Source organism: Glutamicibacter sp. NPDC087344, from assembly GCF_044744225.1.
Lineage (GTDB): Bacteria > Actinomycetota > Actinomycetes > Actinomycetales > Micrococcaceae > Glutamicibacter.
Window position 1 is genome coordinate 261,494 of sequence record NZ_JBIUXY010000003.1, and the last position, 25,370, is coordinate 286,863.

24 protein-coding genes, 3 tRNA genes and 1 pseudogene are annotated in these 25,370 nt (G+C 56.7%); 14 read left to right on the forward strand and 14 right to left on the reverse strand.

Features of this window, described 5'->3' with window-relative positions:
• The first annotated feature begins 59 nt into the window (after positions 1–59).
• The 4 genes from dusB to ACIOWL_RS06505 all read left to right on the forward strand — a co-directional run bounded on the left by dusB (position 60) and on the right by ACIOWL_RS06505 (position 4,618).
• The gene (gene dusB / locus ACIOWL_RS06490; RefSeq protein WP_400382850.1) at positions 60–1,262 is read left to right on the forward strand and encodes a tRNA dihydrouridine synthase DusB; all 1,203 of its coding nucleotides are present in this window, start codon (positions 60–62) and stop codon (positions 1,260–1,262) included.
• Positions 1,263–1,327: 65 nt separating this feature from the next.
• Positions 1,328–2,611, forward strand: coding sequence for a deoxyguanosinetriphosphate triphosphohydrolase (locus ACIOWL_RS06495; RefSeq protein ID WP_400382852.1), 1,284 nt, complete (start codon positions 1,328–1,330; stop codon positions 2,609–2,611).
• Positions 2,612–2,620: 9 nt separating this feature from the next.
• Entirely contained in the window at positions 2,621–4,492 is a 1,872-nt protein-coding gene (gene dnaG, locus ACIOWL_RS06500) for a DNA primase (protein ID WP_400382854.1), read from the forward strand.
• 53 nt (positions 4,493–4,545) lie between these two features.
• A tRNA-Asn gene (locus ACIOWL_RS06505) sits at positions 4,546–4,618 on the forward strand.
• Here ACIOWL_RS06505 and ACIOWL_RS06510 read toward each other — a convergent pair.
• The gene (locus ACIOWL_RS06510) at positions 4,600–4,938 is read right to left on the reverse strand and encodes a hypothetical protein (RefSeq protein WP_400382856.1); all 339 of its coding nucleotides are present in this window, start codon (positions 4,936–4,938) and stop codon (positions 4,600–4,602) included. The two genes, ACIOWL_RS06505 and ACIOWL_RS06510, sit on opposite strands and share 19 nt — an antisense overlap.
• 1,182 nt (positions 4,939–6,120) lie before the next feature.
• Between ACIOWL_RS06510 and ACIOWL_RS06515 the strand changes: the two genes are divergently transcribed.
• Both ACIOWL_RS06515 and ACIOWL_RS06520 read left to right on the forward strand, forming a co-directional pair.
• On the forward strand, positions 6,121–7,278 hold the full coding sequence (locus ACIOWL_RS06515) for a hypothetical protein (protein WP_400382858.1): 1,158 nt from the start codon (positions 6,121–6,123) through the stop codon (positions 7,276–7,278).
• A gap of 9 nt (positions 7,279–7,287) precedes the next feature.
• A complete protein-coding gene (locus tag ACIOWL_RS06520) occupies positions 7,288–7,773 on the forward strand; it encodes a hypothetical protein (protein ID WP_400382860.1) in 486 nt (161 codons plus the stop codon).
• A gap of 118 nt (positions 7,774–7,891) precedes the next feature.
• Here the strand turns inward: ACIOWL_RS06520 and ACIOWL_RS06525 are convergent, their stop codons facing one another.
• The 4 genes and pseudogenes from ACIOWL_RS06525 to ACIOWL_RS06540 form a co-directional block, all read right to left on the reverse strand.
• A complete protein-coding gene (locus tag ACIOWL_RS06525; protein WP_400382862.1) occupies positions 7,892–8,965 on the reverse strand; it encodes an IS630 family transposase in 1,074 nt (357 codons plus the stop codon).
• Positions 8,966–9,123: 158 nt separating this feature from the next.
• Positions 9,124–9,828: pseudogene (glpX, locus tag ACIOWL_RS06530) on the reverse strand (class II fructose-bisphosphatase); the annotation flags it as partial.
• Between the two features lie 96 nt (positions 9,829–9,924).
• Positions 9,925–11,202, reverse strand: a complete 1,278-nt coding sequence (nhaA, locus tag ACIOWL_RS06535; RefSeq protein ID WP_400382864.1) for a Na+/H+ antiporter NhaA — start codon at positions 11,200–11,202, stop codon at positions 9,925–9,927.
• Positions 11,203–11,297: 95 nt separating this feature from the next.
• Positions 11,298–11,459, reverse strand: a complete 162-nt coding sequence (locus ACIOWL_RS06540) for a hypothetical protein (RefSeq protein WP_400382866.1) — start codon at positions 11,457–11,459, stop codon at positions 11,298–11,300.
• Between the two features lie 282 nt (positions 11,460–11,741).
• Between ACIOWL_RS06540 and ACIOWL_RS06545 the strand changes: the two genes are divergently transcribed.
• On the forward strand, positions 11,742–12,833 hold the full coding sequence (locus ACIOWL_RS06545; RefSeq protein WP_400382868.1) for a DUF4190 domain-containing protein: 1,092 nt from the start codon (positions 11,742–11,744) through the stop codon (positions 12,831–12,833).
• 76 nt (positions 12,834–12,909) lie between these two features.
• Here ACIOWL_RS06545 and ACIOWL_RS06550 read toward each other — a convergent pair whose 3' ends face one another.
• Genes ACIOWL_RS06550 through ACIOWL_RS06565 form a run of 4 tightly spaced genes read right to left on the reverse strand, consistent with a single transcriptional unit; the run spans position 12,910 to position 15,157 of the window.
• On the reverse strand, positions 12,910–13,677 hold the full coding sequence (locus ACIOWL_RS06550; protein WP_400382870.1) for an ABC transporter permease: 768 nt from the start codon (positions 13,675–13,677) through the stop codon (positions 12,910–12,912).
• Entirely contained in the window at positions 13,674–14,444 is a 771-nt protein-coding gene (locus tag ACIOWL_RS06555; RefSeq protein WP_400382872.1) for an ABC transporter ATP-binding protein, read from the reverse strand. Before ACIOWL_RS06555 ends, ACIOWL_RS06550 begins: the two co-directional genes overlap by 4 nt.
• A gap of 2 nt (positions 14,445–14,446) precedes the next feature.
• Positions 14,447–14,818 carry a DUF1048 domain-containing protein gene (locus ACIOWL_RS06560; protein ID WP_400382874.1) on the reverse strand — a complete coding sequence of 124 codons (372 nt, stop codon included), beginning with the start codon at positions 14,816–14,818 and terminating at the stop codon, positions 14,447–14,449.
• Positions 14,819–14,821: 3 nt separating this feature from the next.
• On the reverse strand, positions 14,822–15,157 hold the full coding sequence (locus tag ACIOWL_RS06565; protein WP_400382876.1) for a PadR family transcriptional regulator: 336 nt from the start codon (positions 15,155–15,157) through the stop codon (positions 14,822–14,824).
• Between the two features lie 177 nt (positions 15,158–15,334).
• On the opposite strand from ACIOWL_RS06565, the gene ACIOWL_RS06570 reads away from it, so the two are divergent.
• From ACIOWL_RS06570 to ACIOWL_RS06600, 7 genes are all read left to right on the forward strand, one after another.
• Positions 15,335–15,976, forward strand: coding sequence for a maleylpyruvate isomerase family mycothiol-dependent enzyme (locus tag ACIOWL_RS06570; RefSeq protein WP_400382878.1), 642 nt, complete (start codon positions 15,335–15,337; stop codon positions 15,974–15,976).
• A gap of 310 nt (positions 15,977–16,286) precedes the next feature.
• The gene (locus tag ACIOWL_RS06575; protein WP_400382880.1) at positions 16,287–17,396 is read left to right on the forward strand and encodes a glycosyltransferase family 4 protein; all 1,110 of its coding nucleotides are present in this window, start codon (positions 16,287–16,289) and stop codon (positions 17,394–17,396) included.
• A gap of 102 nt (positions 17,397–17,498) precedes the next feature.
• Positions 17,499–17,571 (forward strand) — tRNA-Asn (locus tag ACIOWL_RS06580).
• A 271-nt stretch (positions 17,572–17,842) separates the two neighbouring features.
• Positions 17,843–18,685 carry a phage holin family protein gene (locus ACIOWL_RS06585; RefSeq protein WP_400382882.1) on the forward strand — a complete coding sequence of 281 codons (843 nt, stop codon included), beginning with the start codon at positions 17,843–17,845 and terminating at the stop codon, positions 18,683–18,685.
• 72 nt (positions 18,686–18,757) lie between these two features.
• Positions 18,758–19,675 carry a DMT family transporter gene (locus ACIOWL_RS06590; protein WP_400382884.1) on the forward strand — a complete coding sequence of 306 codons (918 nt, stop codon included), beginning with the start codon at positions 18,758–18,760 and terminating at the stop codon, positions 19,673–19,675.
• A gap of 53 nt (positions 19,676–19,728) precedes the next feature.
• Complete coding sequence (locus tag ACIOWL_RS06595; RefSeq protein WP_400382886.1) at positions 19,729–20,916, forward strand: glycosyltransferase; 1,188 nt, start codon at positions 19,729–19,731, stop codon at positions 20,914–20,916.
• A gap of 99 nt (positions 20,917–21,015) precedes the next feature.
• Positions 21,016–21,092 (forward strand) — tRNA-Ile (locus tag ACIOWL_RS06600).
• 98 nt (positions 21,093–21,190) lie between these two features.
• On the opposite strand, the gene ACIOWL_RS06605 is transcribed toward ACIOWL_RS06600, so the two are convergent.
• The 5 genes from ACIOWL_RS06605 to ACIOWL_RS06625 all read right to left on the reverse strand — a co-directional run bounded on the left by ACIOWL_RS06605 (position 21,191) and on the right by ACIOWL_RS06625 (position 25,265).
• Positions 21,191–22,519 (reverse strand): tyrosine-type recombinase/integrase, encoded by a 1,329-nt coding sequence (locus ACIOWL_RS06605; protein WP_400382888.1) that lies wholly within the window; start codon positions 22,517–22,519, stop codon positions 21,191–21,193.
• A 77-nt stretch (positions 22,520–22,596) separates the two neighbouring features.
• Complete coding sequence (locus ACIOWL_RS06610) at positions 22,597–22,998, reverse strand: ImmA/IrrE family metallo-endopeptidase (RefSeq protein ID WP_400382890.1); 402 nt, start codon at positions 22,996–22,998, stop codon at positions 22,597–22,599.
• Positions 22,999–23,070: 72 nt separating this feature from the next.
• Positions 23,071–23,817, reverse strand: coding sequence for a hypothetical protein (locus ACIOWL_RS06615; protein ID WP_400382892.1), 747 nt, complete (start codon positions 23,815–23,817; stop codon positions 23,071–23,073).
• 27 nt (positions 23,818–23,844) lie between these two features.
• The gene (locus ACIOWL_RS06620) at positions 23,845–24,591 is read right to left on the reverse strand and encodes a HipA family kinase (RefSeq protein WP_400382893.1); all 747 of its coding nucleotides are present in this window, start codon (positions 24,589–24,591) and stop codon (positions 23,845–23,847) included.
• On the reverse strand, positions 24,591–25,265 hold the full coding sequence (locus tag ACIOWL_RS06625; protein ID WP_400382895.1) for a hypothetical protein: 675 nt from the start codon (positions 25,263–25,265) through the stop codon (positions 24,591–24,593). Before ACIOWL_RS06625 ends, ACIOWL_RS06620 begins: the two co-directional genes overlap by 1 nt.
• Positions 25,266–25,370: the final 105 nt, after the last annotated feature.

The window sequence follows — 25,370 nt, forward strand, 5'->3', positions numbered from 1 at the left end:
GATAAACCAGTATTGTGACGTTGCGGTTTGATCAAGATCTCACCACAGAATTTGACCATATGGGCGATAATGGATTGGTGACGATCCTGACTGATACTCAAAGCGAAACACCGACCCTCAAGCTGCCGCCGTTGCAGCTGGGCAAACTCACCATCCAAACCCCGGTGGTCCTTGCCCCGATGGCCGGCGTCACCAACCGCGCCTTCCGACGGTTGTGCCGCGAATACGGCGGGGGACTGTACGTCACGGAGATGGTCACCGCCCGCGCGCTGGTTGAACGCAATCCCGAGTCGATGCGCATCATTTCCCATGATGATGATGAAGAGATCCGTTCAATCCAGATCTACGGCGTTGACCCGGCAACGGTCGGTGCGGCAGTGCGGCTGGTTGTGGAGGAAAACCGCGCGGATCATATCGACCTCAATTTTGGCTGCCCGGTTCCCAAAGTCACCCGCAAGGGCGGCGGCTCCGCCCTGCCGTGGAAGTCCGACCTGTTCACCTCCATCATCGCGGCGGCCACCAGCGAGGCCGCCAAGGGTGATGTCCCGCTGACCGTGAAGATTCGCACCGGCATCGACAACGACCACCTCACCTACCTGGAGTCAGCCAAAATTTCGCGCGACCACGGCGCCGCCGCGGTGACCCTGCACGCGCGCACCGCGGGGCAGTACTACGCGGGCCATTCCGACTGGTCCGCCATCACCACCCTGCGTGAAGCCATGGACGACATGCCGGTACTGGGCAACGGCGATATTTTCAGCGCCGAGGACGCCATTGAGATGGTGGAGCAGACCGGGGCCGCCGGAGTCATGGTCGGCCGCGGCTGCCAGGGGCGTCCATGGATTTTCGGCGACCTGCAAGCCGCCTTCGAGGGGCGGGCGGACCGTATCCGTCCCGGGGTGCGCCAAGTTGCGGACACCGTGTACCGCCACGGCGAGCTGCTCACCGATTTTTTCGAGGACGAAGGCAAAGGCATGCGCGATATCCGCAAGCACATTGCCTGGTACTTCAAGGGATATCCGGTGGGCGGGGAAATCCGCTCGCAGCTGGCCCAGGTGCCCTCCCTCTCCCGGTTGCGCGAACTCTTGGACCAGCTGGACCTGGAGCTGCCCTACCCGGGGGACGCGGCCGAAGGAACTCGTGGCCGTGCCGGTCACCCCAAAAAAACCCATGTGCCGGATGGGTGGCTGAATTCGCGCACCATGACCGAGGCGCACCGGGAAATGATCAAGGCCGCCGAGCTGGATATTTCCGGAGGGTAGACGCGGGGCTACGCCGATGGTGGATAACCCCGGTGGTCCGCCATTGAGTCACTAGACTTGGAGTTATGACTCAGATCCCGGGATATACCGATGCCGATGCGGAGCGATGGGTGCCGGAGCCGGCCAAAAAATCGTATCGCACCGCTTTTGAGCGGGACCGCGCCCGGGTGCTGCACTCCTCGGCCCTGCGCCGGCTGAGTGCTAAAACCCAGGTTGTCGCCCCAACCCAGGACGACTTTGTGCGCAACCGCCTGACCCACTCCCTGGAAGTCGCGCAGGTTGGCCGTGAGCTGGGCGCTGCCCTGGGCTGCGACCCGGACGTGGTGGACACCGCCTGCTTGGCCCACGACCTGGGGCATCCGCCCTTCGGCCACAACGGTGAAAAGGCGCTGAACAAGCTGGCGGCAGATATCGGCGGTTTTGAAGGCAACGCGCAGACCTTGCGGCTGCTGACCCGTTTGGAGACCAAAACCTTCAGGCACAATGGCCACTCGGCCGGGCTGAACTTGTCCCGCGCCTCGCTGGACGCGGCCTGCAAGTACCCGTGGTTGCGTGCGGATGCACCTGAAATCGACGGGAAAACTACCCGCAAGTTCGGTGTCTACACCGACGATTCCCCGGTTTTCGACTGGCTGCGTTCGGTGCCCGACGCACAGGCAGGTGTGGTGTGCATGGAAGGCCAGGTCATGGACCTGGCCGATGACATCTCCTATTCGGTGCATGACGTGGAAGACGCGATCGTCGGCGGGAACCTGCAACTGCGCTGGCTGAAAAATGACACGTCGCGTGCCCGGGCCCTGCAGGTCACCAAGGACTGGTACCTGCCCAACACCGCGGAGCAGGACATCGAAGCGGCGCTTCGCCGGCTGGAACAGAGCCAAGAATGGGTTGCACACTTTGACGGATCGCGGCGTTCGATGGCCGGGTTGAAGGACATGACCAGCCAGTTCATCGGGCGTTTCGCCGCCGCCGCATTGAACGCCACCCGTTCACGCTACGGAACCGGCCACCTGACCCGTTACAACGCAAGCCTGATTGTTCCTCAGGCGACCGCTCACGAAATCGCGGTGATGAAGGGGATCGCCGCCAGCTACGTGATGACCTCGGAAGGACGCCAGCCGCTGTATGAAGAGCAGCGCACGCTGCTTCACGAACTGGTCCACCTGCTGCTGGAAACCGGCAAGGACAACCTGGAGCCCATCTTCGCGGCGGACTGGGAGGACGCGGCGGATGCCGATGCGCAGCTGCGGGTGGTGATCGACCAGGTCGCCTCGCTCACCGACGTTTCAGCCACCGCGTGGCATTCATATCTGGTCAGGGGCGAGGCTCCTGATGCAACGTTGTTTTAGAAGGGAATCATGGCAGGGCTGATCAAGCGTGAAGACATCGACGAGGTGCGCAACCGCACCGACCTGCGCGAGGTAGTCGAATCCTATGTCACGCTCAAATCCGCGGGCATCGGCTCCTACAAAGGCTTGTGCCCGTTCCACGACGAGCGCAGCCCCTCCTTCCACATCCGCCCGCAGCTAGGCACCTTCCACTGCTTCGGGTGCGGGGAGTCTGGTGACGTGATCGCGTTCATCCAGAAAATGGACCACTCCTCGTTCACCGAAACCGTGGAGTTGCTGGCCTCGCGCATCAACTATGAATTGCACTATGAAGATGGCGGCCCCGGCCCGCGCCGTGAGGACTACGGCAAACGTCAACGCCTGGTTGATGCCCACAAGGTGGCCGAGGAGTTTTTCCGCGCCCAGCTTGAAACCCAAGAGGGTGCTGCGGCCCGTGAGTTCCTGACCGGCCGCGGCTTCGACGAGCAGGCCGTTGCGACCTTTTCCGTGGGGTACGCGCCCAAGGGCTGGGATGCACTGCTCAAACACCTGCGCAGCCGGGGATTCGTGGATGACGAACTAAAACTCACCGGGATGTTCTCGGAAGGCAACCGCGGCATCTACGACCGGTTCCGCGGCCGTGTCATGTGGCCGATCCGCGACCTGTCCGGAGCCACCATCGGTTTCGGCGCGCGCAAACTGTATGACGACGACCAGGGGCCCAAATACCTCAACACTCCTGAAACCCAGCTCTACAAGAAGTCCCAGGTGCTCTACGGACTGGATCTGGCCAAAAAACAGATTTCCAAGGGACGCCAGATTGTGGTGGTCGAAGGCTACACCGATGTCATGGCCTGCCACCTGGCCGGTATCACCACCGCCGTGGCAACCTGCGGCACCGCCTTCGGAACCGACCACATTAAGATTTCTCGCAGGCTCTTGCAAGACGACGGGACCGGCGGAGAAGTCATCTTTACCTTCGACGGGGACGAGGCCGGCCAAAAGGCTGCGCTGCGCGCGTTCGAAGAAGACCAGCGGTTTATTGCCCAGACCTACGTGTGTGTGGAGCCTACCGGAGCTGATCCCTGCGATCTTCGCCTTCATCGCGGGGATGAGGCGGTGCGTGAGCTCATTGAAAACAAACGTCCGCTGTTCGAGTTCGCCATTCGGGCGGAGCTGAAGAAGTTTAACCTGAATACCGTCGAGGGTCGTGTCCAGGCACTGCGCCAGACCGCTCCGATTGTCGCAGCGATTCGTGACTCGGCGATCCGTCCGGCCTATGCCCGCGAGCTGGCCGGTTGGCTCGGCATGAACAACGAAGACGTCAACCGTTCGGTGGCCGCTTCCATCAAACGTGCAAAGCTGCCCCGCAATGCCCCCGCCGCCCCGAATGAACCACAAGCCCAGGGGACGCCGGTCGCGCCCGCCTTTGAACGTCCTGACCAGCGCGACCCGGTGATGCGTTTGGAACGCCAAGCCCTGGAAGTTGTGATCCAGCAACCGCAACGACTGGCCGACGAACAGTGGCAGGCGTTTTACGAGGCGCGTTTTATGGCTCCGGCCCACGCAGCGGTGCATGACGGAATTGTTGCCGCTTCAACGGCAGGGGCATCGGCTGCCTCGTGGGTGGAAGTGATCCGCGAGGAGGTTCCCGAGCAGTTGCGCAGCTTCGTCTCCGAGTTGGCCGTCACCATCATTCCCGCGTTGGATGAGCACAACCTGAATCGATACTGCTCGGACATCATCAACGGATTGATTGAGCTTCAAATCACACATCGCAAAGCTGAACTCATTGGCCGCCTGCAACGTGCCGAGATGGACCCTGAGGGTGATGAATATTCCCAGATCAACAAGGAATTGATGGAGTTGGAGATGCGTCGAAGGATTCTGCGCGGAACCTAACGGGCCGATTTTGCATTCGGGAAATCCTCGGGTAAAGTTATATCTCGTTGCATTCCTCCATAGCTCAATTGGCAGAGCATTCGACTGTTAATCGAAGGGTTACTGGTTCAAGTCCAGTTGGAGGAGCTCATAGGGGCCCTGATCTGCATTTCGCGGATCGGGGCCTTTTCAATTAACATGTCATGCCTAGAGACATCGGGGGCTATTGGAAACAAGTGCCCCCGCTTCAACGCGGTGTTCATCGATGAGTACGCTTTACGCAACCGGTCGTGAGTGAACCACCAGGTGCGTTGCGCGCTGATCCCCGCAGGCAGGGTCCCGGAGTAGTTCTTCGCGTGCGCCCGCTCATTGAGATAGTCCTGATACAGGCTCTGCCACGCCGCGAGCTGCTGTATCCACTGCACTGCTTCGTCCTGGCTTTTGATCCGCGTCAGCTTCAGGCTCAAGGCGTGTCTCATAACATCATGACAGCTGTGAAGGCAAGGATACTCGGACGAGCAATTGCACAGCAGTGTGCTGATGTTGTCGATGGGATTGGCGAAGCTTTTCTCGCTTGGAGTGGATGAAACTGCACGCAAACAGGGCGTTGGAAAATCTCTGACAGAGGCAGGTTTATCTCTCTTTGAAACTGGTGGTTACGGCATCGTTAGGGGCCAGTGCCCTTCATCAGCTCAGGGGTTCTACAAGAATTTAGGGATTGAGGTTCTACCTATTGGGCAGCCTTTAGAAATGAAGCGCGAGTCCGTTCACTGGGATGCCATCTGTCAAGGGCCATTTCATTCTGCCCATAGACGGCCACGAAAACTACCCGCTGATGGCCACGAAAAGTGCCCACCGGCGGCCATGAATCCTGCCCACTGATCAGTTCACAGTTTTTCATGTCCGCTTTTCATGTCCGCTTACAGCCATCTCATCACCACACCGTGAGCACATGATCAGCATGAAGTTCAGGGAACGAACGAATACTGACTTAGGGATGCTGGCGATTAACCGGAGATACCCGGTTCCTAGTGGCGACGAGGCTGATATTCAGTGGGCGCAGTATTTGATGGAGAGCTATTCAGGCTGATGGTTGCCCCAACTATTGAGGCATGGGCGCACGTCGGTATGTCTGGTACCGTGCCTTGGCCGGTGGTGTCAGCTTTGGAAGTCCAGATCGATTTCAGAAACGGTCAGGTTCGAAATGGAGGGACTGATAGTGGAGTTCAGTCTGGTTCTTTCCAAACTGATCCGGCAGATTTCAAGTGTATGCGCAGTATGGTTCAGGCTGGTAACTGCCGTTTGATGACCACTGAGCAAGTTTCACCTGATGCTCTTTCCCAACGGAAGCTCACAGCGACTGTATCGATTCGGTCGATTTAGATTGCTGATTTCTGAGTAAGACTCCTCGTTTTGGTTAGTCTGTCTCAGATTGATCGATATCATATTGAGACCTATTTCAGTGGATAATTTCCAACTTTGCTAGATAGACTGAATCTATTCGACAAATGGGAGGAATTTTGCGTAAAAAACTCGTATCTGCGTTCTCGGCTGCGGCTCTGTCAGCCTCCGTGATGCTGGTCGTCCCTAGTAGTGCATGGGCAGGCTCGTCTGAGTCTGAACCCCGTGTCTCTGAAAAAGAAGGAGGCATGAGTACTGAAGTATGGGAAAACCAAGACAAACTTTTCTCGTATGGTGATTGGCTTGCGGAGCAGATCGAACCGACGGATTTGGGCTTTATCGCTACGGTAAACGATGCAAACAACCTTTCGGTCAAGTTGCTTTGGGAAGAGGATCGACTCGATGCAGCTGGCTTCTACAAAGAAGAAGCCGAGGCTCGGGGGATCAACGTCTCTGTGATTCCAAGGAAATACTCTCTCCATGAGCTCGAATCAACAACTGAACGACTCATGGACGATGCCGCCGCTTTGAAAGGTAGCGGGTTCCAGATCGACACGGTGACGGGTCTGCAGGAGGACGTAGACGGTGTCGAACTGAACTTGATTCCGAATGATGCTTCAGTCTCAGCGAGGACGCTGACTTCTTCAGTGCAAAAGATGGCGAATAGCTTGGCCGACAAGTTCCCCGTTGATGTAAAAATTTCAGTGGCTGGCGAGGAAGAAGCAACTATTCCAGCAGCAGGTCGAAATTCAGACTCAGCTCCATTTTATGCAGGTGGCGTGATGAGCTCTTCGGCCGGAATGTGCTCGTCCGGATTCGCCATGAAATATTCTGGAGTAAATAGGATCACTACGGCCCGCCACTGTAACAAGTCGTACAAAACTTTGAACGGGAAATCTTATGGGTCAACCGTGAAGACAAACCACGCAGGCCAAGCGCGGATTCTGAGCGGGACAGGTGCCGGTCGCACTTGGGATGGTGCATGGAACAATTCCACGGGTTTCAACAAGCGAGTTACCGGATATCGTGATGTATCGCTCGGTGACTTCGTATGCACGAATGGCGCGAACTCTGGCGTCCACTGCAATGTGAAGGTTACAGCGATGAAAGTTGCCTTCGACGACGGGTATGGAGGGGGAGCCGCCAACAACATCAAGGCTGTTCAGCAGTCTTCAAAGAATATTGCTGCAATTCAAGGTGACAGTGGAGGGCCAGTGATCTACCCGAACGGCACTGGGACAGTTGGTGCTGTGGGAATGATCCAAGCCATTAGTGGGACAGCATTGACCGGTTCCGCGTGTGGTAGCGTCAGGTCTCTTGGCAAAAATAAGTGCTCCAAGACCGTTCTGTTCACCTCGACTCGTACTTTCGCAAACTCTGCGGGTGCGTCGTTGGTCACCGGATAAGGGGTAACTATGCGCTGGGCACTCAGAGCAACGTCTCTAACACTCACGCCGTTTGTTCTTCTTCTTGCAGGTTGTTCTGCTCCAGGAACTGAGAATCAACCCAGTAGTACGTCGGCTGACAAGCCAACTGCTAGTTCGCAGGTGCCCTCTCAAACTAGTGACAACAAGTCCTACAAAGTCGTGTCGTTGGAGGCGAATGAGAAGAAGGACTTGCTCGCGAAAGGGTTAGAAATCACTCTTCCTGAGCCGCCCGCCGGAGGCGTGATTCATGCACTTGGCTTCTGCTCGTCACCGGCCTTTCAAGTCGAAAGTGTAAATGGCGATGAATGGACCGTCTCCCGTACACCGATTTATGCCGGTTCAGGTTGTACTGGTAGTTATACGGAACTGACTGAGCATCTAGACGAATTGTTCTCAGGCAAAGTGGCGGTTGCGACTACGGGATCTAAGATCACATTTTCAAAGTCCAATTATCGACTAGTACTTGAAAAGTAACCTGACGTTGAAGTAGACACGATGGTGTGCCGTTCGATTCTGTGCTGTCCAAGGAGGTCATGCCCTATCGGGCAGAGACTCCTTGGCTTGCTTCAGCAGGTGATATTGATTTATTGAGCTAGTGGTCCGTTTTTGAAGTTCCTAAAGGATTCGCCTTCGCCAAAACCTGCTCAGCAGTCTTCGTCCAGACAAACGGATGCTTCCGCTGATTCCACCCACTAATAAACGCCCGGATCTTTGCATTCAAATCCTTCACACTCGTGAAAGTCCCACGCTTAATCGCCTGCCGGTCGATAATCCCAAACCAGACCTCCACCAGGTTCAGCCACGAGCCGCTGGTCGGAGTGAAGTGCACACTGATCTTCGGATGACTCTTCAGCCAGTCCTTAACTTCCTGGGTCTTATGAGTCGCGTAGTTGTCCATCACTAAATGCAGTTCTTGATCCGGGTAGGCTCGGTCTACTTGGCGCAGGAACGCGAGAAACTCTTGCCTGCGGTGCTTGGGCTTACACGCGCCAGTGACTTCGCCGGTGGCGACGTTCAACGCAGCGAACAGGGTGCTGGTGCCATGGCGAACATAGTCATGGGTTCGTTTTTCAGCATCACCCATCCTCATCGGCAGCAACGGCGCGGTACGGTCCAGGGCTTGGATCTGGGACTTTTCGTCAATGCAAAGAACTACAGCGTTCTCTGGCGGGTTCAAATACAGGCCGATCACGTCGGTGACTTTGCCGACCAGTTCGGGGTCTGTCGAGAATTTGAAGGTTTCACTGCGCCAGGGCTGGATGCCGTACTCTCTCCAAGCCTTGGCTACAGTGGCGTTGCCGATGCCCAGATGAGTGCCGAGTAGTCGTGAAGACCAGTGGGTGACACCGTATTTCTTTGGTGGTGCGGCTAGGGTTGCGGCAACGATGTCGGCGTGGTCGATCTGTCGTGGACGCCCGGCACGTGGTGCGTCGAGCAGCCCCTCGATCCCGGCGTAGTCGAATCGATGGCGCCATTTGATGACCGTTGAGGCGGTGGTGCCGAGTTGGTGGGCGATTACTGTGTTGGCAGTCCCTTCGGAAGCCATCAGAATAATGCGTGCCCGCAGCACCAGCGCTGCTTTCGCGGTGGTTGAACGAGTCCATTTGAGCAGTGTTTGCTGCGTGGTTTCGTCCAGGGTGAGTGCTGGTGCTGGGTAATTGGGCATGTTTCTAGTTTTGCAGAGAATGAACCATTGAAGAACTTTCAACACGCGACACTAGAGCCACAATCCTTAATGGATTGTGGCTCTAGCTGGTTAAGAAGCCTGAGAATCCAGAGCCGGAGCTTTCTTCGGCTCACGAGCTAATTTGATCACAATGGTGACGACATAATCGCGCAGGCCGTGACAACACCTTCCGGCGAGCCGCCGATGCCCATCAGCGCATCGATGTCGGTGCCTTCTCGCACCGCAGCGATCGTCGCCGCCACATCTCCATCTATTAATGCTTGGGTACGCGCGCCTGCTGCGTGGATTTCCTGCACATGATTCTGATGGCGTGGCCTGTCCAGCACGCTCACAGTGAGCTGGCTGATAGGCACCCCCTTGGCTTTGGCGATCAGACGCAAATTTTCTTTTACCGATAGTTGAAGATCCACTAAGTCTGCGGCTTCTGGTCCGGTGACGAGCTTGTCCATGTAGAAGACGCTGGAAGCATCAAGCATGCTCCCAGCTTCAGCGACAGCCAATACCGAGATCGCGTTGTTTAGCCCCAAAGCAGTGAGCCTGGTTCCATCGATGGGATCAACGGCTACGTCATGGGCTGTGCCATGTCTGGTTCCTACCGATTCGCCGTTGAAAAGCATGGGGGATTCATCTTTTTCACCTTCGCCGATGACAACGCGTCCATCGAATTGAACGGTGGATAATAACGATCTCATCGCGTCCACGGCTGCCCCGTCTGCCCGTATTTTCTGTCCGGCTCAAACCCACGGCGCGGAAGCAATGGCTGCTGCTTCTGTAGCTCGAACGAGCTCAGGGGCGAGGTTGCGGGCAGCCGTGTCAGTACTGTGCAGCGGTGAGTTGTGCATGAGGAAGTGGTCTCTTTCCGTTGAGATGTGCGTCATTGCACGATTTTGGCAGGGATGAAGCTTCGTGAAGATACGTTGTCCGAACAGTTGGATTGCCTAGCGTTGCAACTGTGACTGGTTTTTGTAGGAGCGATTGCGTAAGGCCAGGATCAAGGCACCCAGCACGGCAGCCAGTAGCGAGCCGCACAGGACGCCAACCTTCACGTAGGTAGCTTCGCGGCTCTCCGCCTCGAAGGCCAGCTCTCCCACTAGCAATGAAACGGTGAACCCGATTCCGGCGACGAAAGACATTCCAATCAGATCCACCCACTTGATCGAGCGATCGAGGGCAACCCCCGGCAGACGGGTAATCAAAAAGGTTGAGACACTGATTCCGACGGATTTTCCGGCGACCAGTCCTGTGATGATGCCAAGGGTGATCGGGGTGGTCAGTGCTTCTTGAAGTCCGGCGAGGCCGCCGGTCTGCACTCCGGCGGCGAAGAACGCGAAAATTGGTACAGCGATGACCGAGGACGGCACGCTCCACCGGTCGGCAAAATACGGTGCCAGCCCTTCATAGATGGGCCGGTCATCAGCGCTAGTACCCACACGCACCCTGGCTCGTTTCGTCGCAATGACGGGGACGGCAAAGCCGAGCACAACGCCGGCGACGGTTGCATGGATTCCTGAGGCATGAACCAAAGCCCAGACCGTAATGCCCAAAGGGAGCAGTATCCACCAGGAGCGGATTCCGCGTTGCACGGCCACAGCAAAACCAGCTAGCGGGATGAGGGCGAGGGCGAGGGGCTGCCAGGCCAGGCTTTCAGAGTAGAACAGTGCAATGATCGTGATGGCCAGCAAGTCATCAACGACTGCCAGCGTCAGCAGGAAAGTGCGCAGAGCCGCAGGAAGGAACTTTCCGATGACGGCGATAACGGCCACTGCAAAAGCAATATCTGTGGCGGCGGGGATAGCCCAGCCGTGCAGCGCCTCTGAGCCGTGGGCAAGGTTCACCACAAGGTAGAAGAGAGCAGGCACAGCAACCCCGCCCAGGGCCGCGGTGATGGGTACGATCGCCGTTCGTGGGTTGCGCAGTTTACCGACCACAAATTCTTCTTTAAGCTCCAGGCCAACGACGAAGAAGAAAATGGCGAGTAGGCCGTCGGCTGCCCAGGCACCGACTGAAAGGTTCAGGTGTAATGCTTCGGGGCCGAAGGTGAAGTTTCGGACGCTTTCGTACCAAGACGCGGCCGGAGAGTTGGCCAAAATCAGGGCGGTGATCGTGGCGCATAGTAAAAGCAGTCCACCGACGGAATCTTGTTTGAGGCTTTGACGCAGTTTTCGCCACAAAATGCGCGAAGGCTGCGTGGGTGTGCTGGAGGCAGGGTATGACAAAGGAAGGTGGTCTTTCTAAGCGAGGTACGTCGGGGCGCGAAGGCGCGACAAAGCCAGCTCTTTGCAGAAAGTGAAAATGAGGGGATGCCGCGCGTTCAGGCGCGCGGGGGTGGGCAACCGGCGATTTCGCCGTGCGCGTTGGTACCCCAAGAACTCATCCAGCCGTTGGTACCGCTGGCCCGTTTCGTCAGAAGTTTCGCCTTCGGGAAGTCGGCAGCATCAAGCAGCTGCGGACTAAGCGAAAAAGAAATGGGCATGATCCCATCCTATCGTGCGATGACGCTCCGTTGGTGGCACTGTGACCGACCAGCCTGCCATCTGGATGTTAAGAGAGGGCTTCCACAAAGGCTCTACCCCCTCGGATTCACGGGTCGAGCTAGGCCGTCCGCCTTCGCCAATGCGTGAACCGCCCTGGAAAAGTCGTAACGCGCCCTTCAATGGCTACTGCCTCGTGAGCGGTCAGAAGACGCCCTGACCAGCTGGCTGTCCAAGACCTGTTGTATGCCAGGGCTAAGACCTATGAAGCTGAACAACTCTAGGTGACGCATAGCGCGTTGAGATTTCTGTGGTGTTGGAATCGGCTCTATTCGCTTCCTCAAACGAAACGCAACAATACTTTTATCAGTCCCGCCCAGCATTCGGGGCAAACGATTTCGGCAGGGGGCCTGTCGAGCGGAGCCGAACTGTCGGTTGTGCTTGGCATGATGTATTTCAGGTCTTATCAGACCTCGGTTCCAGAGATCTGCAACATCTGGTCCCGGCGAAATTCGGTGCGTCATACGCGCCAACATCACTCGAGGAATTGTTTTATGTCTGTAGGAAATCAGCTGGGCTCCGGTCGTCAGTCGACGGGGCAGTCTCCCGTTTCGGGTTCGAAATCAACTGCTGGTAAAGGGTTGGGGGTTGCCGCACTGGTCATTGCCATTGTTGCGTTGTGCCTGTGCTGGGTGCCCATCATCAATAACTTCGCCGCAGTCTTGGGTTTTGTCGCTTTGGTGTTTGGCGTTATTTCCCTGATCGTTGCGTCGAAGAAGAACGGCGGCAAGGGGCTGGGAGTTGCCTCGACTATCATCGCGATTGTTTCCATTGTTCTGGTTTTCATCACCCAGGCAGCCTACGTCAAAGCATTGGATGGGCTCTCGGCGGCAATTGAAGATGCGGGTGACGGGGAAGTTGCCGCATCGGATGAAGTCCTTGCGCAGGCTCAGGATCCAGCGCAGGCTCAAACCCTGGGGCAGAGTGCTATCGTCGGCGAGTACTCGGTCAGCATCGATGATGTGAACCTGGAAGCTGACAAGGAAATCGCGGAGGCGAATCCGTTTAATGAGCAGGCCGAGGGCCAGTACGTTGTAGTGGATCTGACGACCGTGTATAACGGTTCCGAGGAAGGCGATCCATGGATCGACTTGACTGTAGAACTTGTTGGTTCAGATGCTCGCATTTACAGCACCGCAAGTACCATGGCTGTCACTAACAACCCTGCCACTGATGTTCCCACCCTAACTGCGGGTGGAGAGGGTTCTTACCAGGTGGCGTTTGACGTACCGACAGCGGCCGTCACAGACGCTAAGGTCCGTGTGACCGAAACGTTGTCGCTCAACAATGACGCCGTTCTTTGGGCTACCAAGTAGCTTCGAACCCGAAAAACAGCCGCAGGGAGTCTTCCCTGCGGCTGTTTGCGAATGGTTGTGTTTTGGCAGAGTGCGATCATCGCTGAGTTTTTCGTTTGAACAGGATCAGTGAGATGCCCCAGGCCGCGGCAAGAAGGCTCAGCAACCAGATGACAGCGAGCCAAATCGAGGAGTCCACCGTTCCCTGGCTGAGCAACGACCGTAGCGCGTTGACGATGGCCGTGACGGGTTGGTGCTCGGCGAACCAGGCTACGGCGCTCGGCATCGAATCGGTGGGGACGAAGGCCGAACTGACAAACGGCAGCAGGATCAAGGGATAACTGAAGGCACTGGCTCCATCGACCGTTTGCGCACTCAACCCGGCGATGACCGCGACCCAGGTCAGGGTCAGTGTGGTCAGCAGCAATAGCGCAGCCACGACAAGCCAGTCAAGGGGTGAAGCCTGGGTGCGGAAACCCACCAGAAATGCCACGCCGATGACCAGCAACAGGGAGATGATGTTGGCCACGAGCGACGTCAGAACATGGCCCCACAACATACTTGACCGCGAGATGGGAAGCGACCGCAGCCGGAGCATCATTCCTTCGGACATGTCCAGGAACAAACGATATGACGTGTAGGCAACCCCGGAGGCAATGGTGATGATCAAGATGCCAGGCAGCATGTAGTTGATGTATGACTGACTGCTGCCGGTGGTGATCGCCCCGCCGAAAACAAAAACGAATAACAGCATCATGGCAATCGGTGTGATGGCGGTGGTGATGATGGTGTCCGGGCTGCGCAGGATATGACGTAGCGATCGTCCGGTGAGGATGCGTGTGTCGATTAGGGCCGAGACGCTCATGACGAGGCTTCTTCCGTGATGCTGGGGGAGCCTACGAGGGAAAGGAAGATATCCTCCAGCGTTGGTTCCTTCAGGATGTGTTCGATTTTGGCCGGGGGCAGCAACTTACGTAGCTCGGCCAGGGTGCCTTCCTGGATGATCCGACCCTCATGGAGGATCGCGATCCGGTCCGCTAGCTGTTCGGCCTCGTCAAGATACTGTGTTGTCAGCATTACGGTGGTTCCAGCGGCGGCCAGGTCGCGGATGATGTTCCAGGTGAGGATCCTAGACTGCGGGTCCAGTCCGGTGGTCGGTTCATCGAGGATGACTATTGGCGTCTTGCCGACAAGTCCCATGGCTAGGTCCAAACGCCGGAGCATGCCTCCGGAATAGGTTGAGGCGCGGCGTGAAGCCGCCTCTGTTAGGTCGAAGCGTTTCAAGAGTTCTTCGGCCACATGCTCCGGTTCTGAGGCCCGGCGCAGCCGGGCGATGAGCAACAGGTTTTCGCGTCCGGTCAGCATCCCGTCGATTGTTGCGAATTGGCCGGTCAGAGTCAGTGATTCACGTACCTGCTGCGGGTGAGTTGCTGGGTTGGAACCATTAACCAGAACCTGTCCAGCGTCAGCACGCAGCAGGGTGCTGAGGATCTGGACCAATGTTGTTTTGCCGGCGCCGTTGGATCCGAGCAGAGCATAGATGCTGCCCGCAGCCACGCTCAGGTCCACCCCGTGCAACACGTGCAGGTCCTTAAAGGACTTATGCAGTCCGTGGACCTCGATAGCGTTCATGGCTAGTGCCTTTCTTCTTTCCGTTCGGCTTGGTCGATTGCCTCGATAAGCCGTGCACGTTCCTTGTCGATCCAGCGTTGCCCGCCATAGGCCGCGGTGAATTCTTCGGCGAACTCCACCGGGTTTTCGCCCACGATCTCACGCAGGGCGGTGCCTGCCTCCGCGGCATCCTCAAAAAGCTCGGCAAGATCTCCGAGCATCGTGACCAGTGTGTCGCCGTCGGTGACGCCACCTTGATAGAGGAAATATCGTTGCAGGGCCGCAGCGGCTTCGGCGTACGGAGGCTTCAGCGACTGGAGACGTGCGACATTATTTTTGTACTGCTTCTTTTGCTCTAGCGGGCCGGTGACCATTTCGATCCATTTGGAGGCCATGAGTTAGGTTCCTTTATTTTCGCGGGGAAGGTCGTTGATGCGGGTGACTAGCTGATTCCAGGTCGCCCAGAATTCGTTGAGTTGGGTTCTACCGGTCTCATTGAGGGTGAAAACTTTGCGCGGGGGGCCCTTGGCCGACGGAACTTTTTCTACGCTGACAAGTTTTTTGGTTTCGATTCTGACCAATAATGCGTAGATCGTGCCTTCGGCAATGTCGGTGAATCCACGTTCCCGAAGTTCTGTGGTGATCTCGTAGCCGTAGGCGGGTCGCTCGGCGAGAATCGATAACACGATGCCTTCGAGGGTGCCTTTCAGCATTTCTGTCATCTGTGATCCCATGGCACCTCCTTACTACTTAGCGATATTAGGTACATGTACATAGTAGAACTAGGTAGCGGTAACTAGCAATACTTAGTAGCGAAGATATTTCCGCTCAGCTTCAATGGCCACATCGACGTGGGCAAAATGTGGCAAATTTTTGTTGAAGTACCGCCAGGGCCCATTAGGCTGGGACTCATGGACGAGGTAACCAGATGGAGGCTGATTGACGAAGAACGCCGACGACTGTGTGTGGTCCTGGCGGCTTTGAAGCCCGAGCAATGGGCGTATTCAACCCTCTGCGGAGCTTGGGACGTACGCCATGTTGTGGCGCACCTGAAAGCCGCGGGGTCCACCGGAACCTTTGCGTGGCTGGTTAATATGGCTCGTTCTGGACTCAATACGGATCGCCACAACGAGGGCCTCATGGCACCGGCGCTGAAGCTGGGCGCGGTGGAACTTCTGAAAAGCTATCAAACTGCCTCAGACGCACGAATTGCTCCGTTTGGATCAAGCCAAGGACTGCTCGGCGAGGTCCTGGTGCACAGTCAAGATATTGCTCAGCCTTTAGGGATTGAGTTGGCGCCCTCCGAGCAAGCACTGCGCGAGGTAGCGGAGTTTTTTGCCTCCAAAAATTTCGCGGTGAATAGCAAAACACTCGTCAAAAAGCTCTCGCTGGTGGCTCTCGATCACGAATTCACTGCGGGAGCCGGTCTGGAAGTACGGGGGAGCCTCGTGGATTTGATCATGGCCATGGCGGGCCGGCAAACCGCTTGCGAGAGGCTGGAAGGTGAAGGCGCTGAGATCCTGACCTCCAGAATTGCCGCACAAAACCATTGAAGCTCGCGCGTTGCCGCGCCGAGTTTTCGGCAAGAGTGGGGAACCCTCACCGGAACCACAGCGATGCCGTGACTGGCTTGTGCACCAGGTTGAAAGCCCGAAGCGGTGAAGCGCTGTCATGTTCTAAGCACCGGCCGCTGGCGTGGGCCCGTCGGGTATAGCTTCGCGTGCGGAATTCGAAGAGCGAGACTTATCTGAATAGCCTCCTAGCTCCCGGCGGGGGACGCAGCCTGTCGATGAGGAAGACTCCCAGGCCCTGAGGATAGGCTTTAACTCCACCCTGCAGTCAACGTCAAAGGCCATTCAGCTCGTGAAAATTGTGATCGATGCCCGGTATACCCGTATTACCCACCACGACGGGATCAGCCGATTCACCGCTGGGCTGATTGAAGCAACTTCCAAGGTGGCTGAGGTCACGATGCTGATCAACGATGACCGGCAACTTCCGCTGCTTCCAGATCTTCCTTATCTCAAGGTGTCTTCGCCAACAAGCGTTCTCGAACCGTTTGTTGCGCTGCAGGTAAACAAGTTGCGTCCTGACGTCGTATTTTCTCCGATGCAAACCATGGGTACCCTTGGCCGGAAGTACCCGGTAATTCTGACCCTGCATGATCTGATTTATTATTCGCACCCCCGGGCACCGAAATTCCTTCCGGCACCCATTCGGTTCGGTTGGTTCCTGTTTCATCAGGTGTATTGGCCGCAGCGGATGCTCCTAAACCGGGCAGACGCGGTGGCAACGGTTTCACACACCACCGCGGCCTTGATGAAAAAACACCGGTTGACCCGCAAGCACATCGGGATCGTTTCGAATGCCCCGAGTGGCGCGTTTGCGCGGCGATCCGAAACCCGTGCGCCCAAAAAGACCCTGCTATATATGGGCTCGTTCATGGAATACAAAAATGTTGAAACACTATTGGCCGGCATGGAATTTTTGCCCGACTTCGAGCTGCACCTGCTCAGCGGCATTTCGCCCGAGCGTCGCGGTGAACTTGCAGAGCGGATTCCCAAGGGTGCGAAGGTAGTCTTCCACAACGGAGTCAGTGATGAGGAGTATGAGGAACTGCTCAGCGAATGCACTGCGTTGGTCACGCTCTCGCGAGAAGAAGGCTACGGACTCCCACTGGTTGAAGCAATGAGCATGGGGACACCGGTAGTCGCCACAGATATGCCAATCTTTCGGGAAGTCGCAGATCAGGCGGCCCATTATGCCTCGGCTGATGATCCGAAAGGATTCGCGCAACAGGTGCTGCAATTGGCTGATCAGGAAACCTGGATTCACTTCTCCCGCTTATCGATACAACGAGCACAGACCTATTCCTGGGAACGCTCTGCGCAACAGTTGTTGGAACTCGCGGAATATGCTGCAAATCACAGATCTTCGCCGAGGCCTGAGGCTGGCAAAGTGCCACCCAAGTAGGGGTGAAACCCGCAAAATCGCGGTGAAATCAGACCCTTTGCAGCAGCTAACCGTCGATTTGAAAACCGGGACTGGCCAGTGATAAGGTATATCTCGTTGCAATCCTCCATAGCTCAATTGGCAGAGCATTCGACTGTTAATCGAAGGGTTACTGGTTCAAGTCCAGTTGGAGGAGCAAAATGAGCCCCTCAATCACGCAAAGTGATTGAGGGGCTTTCCTTATTTGCGGCGGGATAACCGCTGCCTATGCTTGGGACTAGCTCATATTTTCTGTATTGCTTATAGGCCTGTTGCTTTCAAGCGATAGACTTTCGAACGAGAACAGATACACCCGTGGCATGAGATCGAGCTGTGGGTTTTACGCCTGAAGACTGAGTCGACTGCGATAACTGGAGTGCTAGCGTGAGTACTACCGGTTATCCGGCGATCAAGAATATGGAGAAACCATGTCCGAAGCTGAATCGACCCAGGCTGACGAGAGCCTGAAGTCGAGCGTCAAGAGTGCCAAGGCGCAAGTCGAGGGGCTCAGAGAGCTTGTTCCGCAACAGATCTCGGACGAACTTAAACTTGCGACCACACTGCTCAAAAGCAAAGGCATCAGCCTGGGCATGGCTGGCGCCCTGGCCGGCGCGGCCTTGGTCTTGGTCCTCCTGTTTGGCATCGCTGTTGTTGTCACGTTGATCAACGTTTTGGCAATTTGGCTTCCCGGTTGGGCGGCCGCCCTGATCTTTGCCGGGTTTTTCCTGATTCTTGCCGCTATTCTGGCGCTGATCGGGTTCAGGAAGATCAAGAAGGCTATGCCGCTCAAGCCAGAAGCGGCAATCCGCGGTATCCGTCACGATATCGGTGTGCTCAGGGAAGGTAGCAACTTCGATGTCAGCACCTTGGACGAACCGTTGAAGAAGAAGTCCGAAGAAGCGGAAGCCAAGGACGCCAAGCCCAGCGAGCCCAAGCCTCCAGCACCGAGTGCCGATGAGCTTATCCTGCGGACCAAGAGGCGTCGCCGCCAGATCCAGGCCCTGCGCGACAATTTGGGTGAGAGCATCCAGACTCCGCTGGCCAAGATCGACAAGGTGCGTCATTTCGCTGAAAGTACCGGCGAACGTGTCAGCAATGCAGCCGCCAAGGCCCGTAACTTCGTTCGACCGTCGTCTTCGGCCAGCGAAGACCAATCGGAGGCCGACAGAGCCAGCGCCGAACGGATGGAACAAGCCAAACCCTTCATCGTAGCTGCCGGTTCTGCGACGGCCTTAGCCGTCATCATCCGCAAGCTTCTTAAGCGCTCCTAGAGGTTGATCACCACAAGTGGTCGGGGCCGAACGCACACACTTTAAGAATTACTAGGCCAGAAAGGCACTGACATGGTTTGGATCGCTATTACAGCGGCACTATGCAGTGCCTTTTGCCTTGCCTTCGGCGCGCATTACCAGGCGATGGCGGTGCGCAACTCCGTTCACGGGCTCGACCTGAAGTTCGGAAACATTGGCAAACTCGTATCCAACGGTCGTTGGATGGGTGGTCTGCTCCTGATGATTCTGGGGATGGCGCTGAATGTTTTTGCTTTGGCTAATGCGCCACTAACCGTTGTACAGCCTATTGGTGCCATTGCACTGGTGATCACGGCTCTGGTTAATGCTAAAGAATCTGATCTGACATTGAATAGGCCAACGGTCTTGGCTATCGCCAGCTGCATGGTGGGTTCTGTGGGATTCGTGTTGATGGCCATCATGGTCACCAATACCAACCAGAGTATGACGCAGGCGGAAGCCCATCTGGTCGAACTGATTCTTGCCTGTGTTGTCGTAGCGGTCGGCCTCAGCGCAATCCTGTTTCACAAAAAACTCGGTGCGTTTTTCTACATCGTTACCGCTGGTGTTTTGTTCGGTTTCGTTGCTGTGCTAGTCCGGATGATTGCCGTGGCGGTCCTGGAGTTGGGCGACGCCAGCGTGTTCAACTTACCGTGGCTCGCGGGACTGTCGGTGGCGGTCGCGGGGCTTCTGGGATCGTATTTTGTTCAGAAGGCCTATGCCAAGGGCCCTCCGGACTTAGTTATCGCCGGCTTGACGGTCATCGATCCGATTGTAGGCATTGCGATTGGTGTGTTTATCCTGGGCGAACTGCGCCCGGATGTGCCGATTTTGGTCTCCCTGGCCATGGTGGTTGCCGGCATCTTGGCGATCGTTGGTGTCGTCGCCCTTTCGCGGCACCATCCGGATGTTATCGAACGGCGTGCTAAACACCTCGCCAAAACCAAACCGACTTTGCAGGATCAAGAATAGTAATCGTGCGTCGCCGCACACATTGAAAACTAGTACACGTTGAACGACAAAGGATGCTTGTGGCCGAGGATAAACCGCTGACCATCGTCATCGCTGCTGATACTTACCCGCCGGATGTAAACGGTGCTGCCATGTTTTGTTTCCGCCTGGCAACGGCCATGCACGAGCGTGGACATCGTGTGCACGTTCTCGCCGCACGAGGTGAGGCGGGCCGGACCTATTCCGAGGTCCGTGATGAGGCAATCGTTCACCGGCTCAAGTCCCACGCGGTGCCAACCCACGACTATTTCCGCATTGTTTTCCCCTGGGAAGTCAACGGACAGATCGAGAAGTTGCTGACGGAGATCAACCCCGACGTGGTCCATGCCCAGAGCCACTACATGATTGGCCAGCACACCATTGCTTGGGCGAGGAAAAACAAGGTTCGTTCCATCGCGACCAATCACTTCATGCCTGAAAACCTGGACCCGTTTCTTCCCTTTCCGACCTGGTTCAAGAAGATTGTCGCCAATAATTCGTGGCGGGATATGGGAAAGATCTTTGGCCGGGCTGAGGCAGTGACCACCCCGACACCGCTAGCCGCCAAGGCGATGCGTGAACGCGCACGGTTGAAAGACGTCTTGCCGTTGTCCAACGGAATTGAAGTCGGGAACTACGAGCTGGCAGACGGCGAAACAGTTCTCAAGAACGCTGAGCCGACGATCCTCTTCGCCGGCCGATTGGCGGTAGAAAAAAACATCAACGAACTCATTGAGGCTCTGCCGCTGATGAGTGCGGTGCCCAATGCAATCGTTGAAATTGTGGGTGGCGGTGAGCAGCTTAAGCACCTGCAAAAAATTGCCTGCGAGCAAAAAGTCAGTGACAGGGTTCGTTTCCTAGGCCATGTCACCGACGAAGAACTACGTCAGGCCTATCTGCGATGCGACGTTTTCTGCCAGCCTGGTACCGCAGAATTGCAGTCTTTGGTGACGCTGGAAGCGCTGTCGGCTTCCAAGCCAGTTGTCCTGGCCAATGCGATGGCGTTGCCGCATCTGGTGGACGAAGGCATCAATGGGTATATGTTCACTCCGGGGGACAGGCATGATCTGGCGAAGAAATTGGATCGTGTTCTGGAGCTCGATGAGGCTGGTCGCGCCAAATTGGGCCATGCAGGTCACCGAAAGGTGTTGAACCACGCGCAACGCAAGACCATGGACGCATTTGAGGCGCTCTATCGAGGGCAAAAGGTAAACATCCACTAATTGGGTTGTGTTCCCGTGCGCCGAATCGGTGTTTAGGCTGTTGATGCCCTAGAATATTTCGAGTGTGCTTCGCCTGAAACGCCAGGAAAGTTCACGGATGGGGAGTTAGCTCAGTTGGTTAGAGCAGGGGACTCATAATCCCTTGGTCATGGGTTCAAGTCCCATACTCCCTACCAAGCAATTCGCCCGTTGACCTGTGTAAACAGATCGCCGGGCGATTCTTGGTTTAAGGCCGATTGGGTGTTTGAACCACATTCTTACCACAGTTTATTTTTCAAGCACCGTAGTTCCCGCGGTTCCGGAAGCGGTCCTGAAGCGAAATTACGTTGTCCGGATGCGGCTTTGGTTCTGGTTCGGGCTCGGCCCAGTGCGCGGCCAATTTGTCTGCGACGTCCTGGTGCATCTCGTCGAGTACATGCTGGTAGCGCTGCAGCATGGAAATCTGCGACCAGCCGAGGATCTCCAACACCACGCGCTGTGGGACACCGAGCAGGAGCATGGTCGTGGCGGCCGTCGTGGATGCGCCTTGCAGGTACCTTCGCTTCGGCGAGCAGCTCCCGCCATGCCGTCTAGTCCGCCTTCGAATACAGAGGCATCCCGCCCGGCCGACAGAACACCAGATCCCGCTCCACCCCTCCTGGTCCTTCCACACCGTCCGCGGTTCGTACGCGCGTATCGCTTTCCGGGCCTCAGCATGCCTCAGGAGCGCCTGACGCAGTGGACCGGGCATAGTTACGCTTCGAACACCTGCGGCGCCCTTAGGTGCGCCTGTGAAGTGTCCGCCGCCCCTCCGCATCGGACATTGCCGGCCGAACTTCCGCCCGCACTTCGGCGCCAGCGGATCATCCGGGTTGCATCCGTGCTCCCACGGCAGCACGAACAGCTCGCGTTCGATGCGGATCTTCCCGTTCTCGAAGTCAATATCCGACCAGGTAAGCCCCAGCGCTTCGCCTTGGCGTGGACCCAGCATCAGATTCAGCAGCCACCGTGCCTCATCATCCTGGTTCTTGGTCGCCGCGATCATCCGCCGCACCTCCTCGGTCGAATACACCTGCGGCTCAAACGGCTCTGGCGACGGCGCATCCAAGAGCAATATCGGGTTCTTCCCGAGGACTCCGCGCTTCACCGCCATATTCAGCGCTCGCCGGAGGATGGCGTGGAGCCCGAGGAGGCTGGTTTCGGATAGCCCGGCTTCGCGCATCGCCGCGTAGATCACCTCGAAGTCGGAGGGCGTGAGCTTGTCCAGGCGTTTGCCGGCCAGCCGGTGGGGCCGGATGTGGCTGTTGATCTTGTTACTGTAGCCCTTGCGCGTCTGGGGGCTCTTGGCGGTGGCTGGGGCGATGTTGGCGAGCCAGTAGTCGAGCCATTCGATCAGTCGAGGCTTGAGCCCTACAGACGATTGGCCAGCGTGGACTTCGCGCAGCGCTTCACGGAGCTTGCGTGTGTATTCCGCTTTGGTCTTGCCATAGGCCGATTTGAGGATGGCGTGGCCGCTGGGCTTGTAGCCAGCGACGTAGTTGGCTTGCCACCGGCCGTCGGCTCGCAGCCTCGGTTCGGAGCCTTCCTGGTTGCCCCGCTTGGCCCGGGGTTCTGAAGTCGTCATGATTCCCTCCTTGGGGAAAATAGGCGCGCCGAATAGACCCCGCTAACGGGGTTACTGGCGAGTTGTGGAAAACAGGATTAGGCGATGTGCTCTGAGGCTGGCCAGAGCTGCTGGATCTGATCGCCGTCCAAGGTCTGCAGGCGATCAATGACGACCTGCTCGGTGACACCGAGTTCATCGGCCATCACCCAGGGGCTACGCGACCACCCGGCCACTCGCTGCAGGTCTTCGAAGCTCACTAGGAAACGAGCGGTCTCCAAGCAGATCTGACGCTCGACGGACGGCGACTGACAGCCGCTGTGGCCGTGCTTGATGTGGAAGGCCTCGTGGGCGAGGAAGCACCGCCGCTCGGCCGTCGTGAGTGCTGGGTCAACCCAGATGCGGCGGCCGTCGGTGGTCGCCACCAGTTCAGGGTGGGGTCGATTCCAAATGATTATTACTTGGGCAAGCGTGCACAACATGCCCCAAACATTCTGCATGATTCGAATGTATATTCGAATGATGGTGTGTGCCTAATGCAAGAGGGGACTTGCAATGTTGCTTTTTAGTAGTTAGGACACCATTGCCTGCAGTTCATTTGCGGCGTTTGACGCGTCTAGGTCGAGTATGCCAGCATGCTGTTCGACTGGTCGCAGTAGGTCATCCAGGAGGTCCCTATCGGCTCTGTTGAGCGGAAGCATGGCTATGATTCTAGGAGCTTTTCCGACGCGCTCCACGGCATCGATTCGAGTTCGAAGGTGAGATATCGCTAATGGATTTGGGCTTAGTGCTTCGAGGGTTACGCGGTGGTCTTCGCCTAGTCCAAAATCAAAAGGAATCGGTACCTCGGGAGTATCGAGGTCCCAGCGTCCGGGTAGCAGAATTCGCTCGTGAACCTCGATTTGAGCCTCAGCAAGGACATGCCTCGCGAGATCTAAAGGAGCTTGGATTGGCTTCTCGGGAAGTGTCACCATTTCGCTGAAAAGTCTATCGGCGAGAAAGCGAGGTTCGCCGGCCACTTCCATGATTGTTCCGCCGTGGATGGCGCTAAAGTTCGACGGTCGCTTCTCTGGTATCGATAGTGCCTCGCTCCATCGGCCGGTATGTGCTTTACGTGCAAAGTACTCTATCCAGGACTGATAGGTCGATTTAGATACGCCGATACCGCGTAAAAGACGGCCGTTGATTTTACCGCTGCGGTCCACACCGCGAAATCGCAGAATCCACTGTTCGCCCACATTCAGAACGACGCCAATGTTGCGAGGTTCATGTCTCCGCAAATCAGCGGTAATTTGGACGAGGTACCAGTCTGCGTGCATGAGATCCTCCTTCTGTGAGTGGTCGAGTCAGTCCGCGCGGGAACCTGGGATATTCTGGCCAAAGAGATCTGAGACCTCAAGGTTATATGTGTGTGCCGACAGAAACACTATATTTAAGGTTCTGTGGTGCAGGAAACGACGGTACTGATCGATATGCGCTTTGCTGGCCAGTTTACGTTGGTACGCGGCATCGCAAGCTGCTTCTACCCACCGTTTTCCCTGGCTGAATATGAGGCCTGTCCACCAGCCCATGAGTTCTGCTGATGGAGCGACTTCTCGGTAGACCTGCGATCGATGAGTTGAGTTTTCAACTCCCCGCAAAGCATTCGGATGTCGGGGGTCCACTCCGTTGAAACACTGCTCATGATCGATTGCCCACAACCCCACATCGGGCGTCCAAATCAGATTTGCGTCTGTACGGTCGATGTTGAGCAGCCACACGTCAAAAGCAGCTATACCTGAGTATATGTGAGGCTCCACTACTGCAGCCTCTTGTGGGTTCGGTGGCGCGGATACTTCGCCATCGATGCCAACTATCGCGGTTGCCCAGGCGCGGGCATTGTGCTGGACGGCAGCAAGCTCGCCGAAGGGGACAGGGATGCCCATGGAGTGCGCGAGTCTTGCGGCTAGGTATTCGTGGAGAACGACTGGGTGTTCTGAATCTTCGTCTGATTTCACGAAGACTCGCGCAATGCCTTGCTGTAAGTCTTTTGAACCTAAATCGCTAGCCACGAGTTCGGATACAGCTAGCCCAGGAAGTCCGCGGAATGCCACTAGTGATCGTCCCTCGAATTAGTCTCGTCCCCGCCGGTTTGTTCGTCGAGCTGCTCGCGCCTGGTCTTCACCTTGGGATGCGCTGCCAACTGTTCTATCGGCGGGGCGGGGTACTTAGCCGCCTCGGCTCCGTGGATCTCGGTGATCCCGAAACTTTCCGAGCCTTTCGCGGCATGCGCCTTCTTTAGTCGAAGTTTCTCAATTGCTTCTTCGGGTGAGTCTGGAAACTCGATCTTCTGTCCAGGGCCAGAGTCACGCGTGGGCGCCACAGCTCGCAGCTGTGTTGGGGCGTCGTTAGAGTCTGGAGTGCGTTGCGCATTGCTACCTGTTTCGAGGTCGACGAGGACCCGAACCATCTCTACGACTGCTTTCCGCGATTTAGGCGAGAGGTTGTCTGCGCCTGGTGGGAGTTCGTCTGCGAGTGGCGGGCCCGGGACTGGTTGTCCCGCTGCTGTGAACGCCACAGAATCTTCGACGCCGGCAAGCCAAGCGATCGCACGAAGGGTTTGTTCGCCTGGAACAGACTTGTACGTGTTGCTCCGAATTTGGTTCAAAGTCGTGTAGGTGATTTTGAGACCAGCCTCTTGAGCCTTGAAGGCCAGTTGTCGGGCAGACGTTTGGTGTCGCTCGACCGCCATCTCTATGAGGCCCTTGAGGGAATCTGTATCGTTCACAACCACGACTTTCCTAGATGAACTTTCGCTTGCTCAATTCCCTGAACGTCGCAGGTGAAAAGTAACAAGTTCATCATCCCAATACTTTCGCGGGTAAATCCACTT